This window comes from Desulfofundulus sp. (assembly GCF_049701015.1).
In the GTDB taxonomy this organism is placed as follows: Bacteria; Bacillota; Desulfotomaculia; order Desulfotomaculales; family Desulfovirgulaceae; genus Desulfofundulus.
The window spans coordinates 1-1,556 of record NZ_JBNATZ010000393.1 but is presented as its reverse complement, the minus strand read 5'-3'; the positions used below and the strand labels follow the sequence as shown (position 1 = coordinate 1,556).

Below are 1,556 nucleotides of genomic sequence, written 5' to 3'. Positions count from 1 at the left end.
TTGCCGTGAAATGTGAATGGAATCTCTAGTTTTTGCGTCCGATTAAGAGACAAGGAATCCGGGTTACCCCACTGACAACCATATATGAAAAAATTTGAATAGATGAGGTGTCAATTGTGCAAAGAAAGTGCAGCTTCCGCTTCAAAATCATGTGGGCAGCAGCAGCCAGAAAAATCGGGATGCCGGAGGAAATGGGGCCCTGTCTCCTACCCGGACTATTACTCGCCGGCCTCTTAACTCTGCTTTTTATTAAACTGGCAGAAGATCTCGCTTATAATAAGTTATCGACCTTCGACGGGCTAATTGCCAATTCGATTCGTCACTGCAGAACCCTGCCGGTGACGTCAATTATGAAGGGATTCACCATCATAGGTTCTGCCGACTCAATAGCACTGATGGCTCTTGGGATAACCATTATCCTTGTAGTCCTGCAACGGCCGCTGTGGCAACCACTATTCCTCAATATTACCACTACCGGAAGCTGGCTTTCAGAGGAAGTCCTCAAAGCGGTTTTTCGTCGCCCCAGACCAGCTGTGGACCAGCTGGTACATGCCTCAGGGTACAGTTTCCCCAGCGGCCATTCTACGGTTGGTATAGCCTTTTTCGGCGCTGTTGCCTTCTTGCTCTGGATCCACCTGTACAGGTCACGCCTGCGCCTGTTAACAATGACCATTTTAGCCTTACTCATCCTCTGCATCGGTATTAGCCGTATCTACCTGGGCGTGCATTACCCCAGCGATGTGCTGGCCGGTTTCGCAGTCGGCGGAACCTGGCTAACACTCTGCATTACAATCATACAATGCATGAAGATGTTAGCCAGGACGCCAAGGATCTAGGTAAGCCACCAGGAAAGAAACGGTGGCCCTGCTTCTCGTAGAAAGAAGTACCGATGTACCGCAAAATATGGCTTCTGGGGGCCTGGAATAGCGGATACCAAGCCTATCCCCATATGTATAAAATTGCTTTCTACTGGACATTGTTATTTAATAAACGCCTGACCCCCTCCTCAAGATAAAAAGGGGAGTCATGGTGAAAAACTGCTGCCAAACTCCACGATTCCAAATGGACCCGGCGTTCAATCACTCAGGGAATTCCAGGAATTATTTAAGTTGTTGAACGTCCGGTTTGTTTGGCGACATAATAATGGGGTAAGGAAAACGTGCCTAAAAAGTTCGCTTTGCTGATGATAGTCTTGTGCCTTAGTTTGCTTTTGTCCGGAACGCCGCTCCTGGCTTCGCCGGACGAGGCAGTGCGGGAAGACATTCCCTACTGTGATCATTTATCTTCCGGGAACGGTCCGGCCAGTAGCGGTCAAACCGCTGCAACTTATACCGTAAAACCGGGGGATTGTCTGTTAACCATCGCCGGCCGGTTTAATGTCGACCAGTCCACTTTGTGCAAGGCCAACCAGTTAAGTGATCAAAACTTGCTGCTGGTCGGGCAGGTCTTAACTATTCCCGGAGCGGTAGCACATGAGGTGGCTGAAGGGGAAACCCTGGACGGAATTGCCAGGCAGTTTGGCGTAAGTGAGCAGGAGCTGGTCAGAGCAAACAACA

2 protein-coding genes are annotated in these 1,556 nt (G+C 49.6%); both read left to right on the top strand.

Going from position 1 to position 1,556, the window contains the following annotated elements; genetic code table 11:
- Positions 1-116: 116 nt before the first annotated feature.
- Positions 117-836, top strand: coding sequence for a phosphatase PAP2 family protein (locus ACPLUI_RS14770; RefSeq protein WP_424660999.1), 720 nt, complete (start codon positions 117-119; stop codon positions 834-836).
- Positions 837-1,210: 374 nt separating this feature from the next.
- On the top strand, positions 1,211-1,556 hold a 346-nt coding region (locus tag ACPLUI_RS14765; protein ID WP_424660998.1), incomplete at its 3' end, for a LysM peptidoglycan-binding domain-containing protein.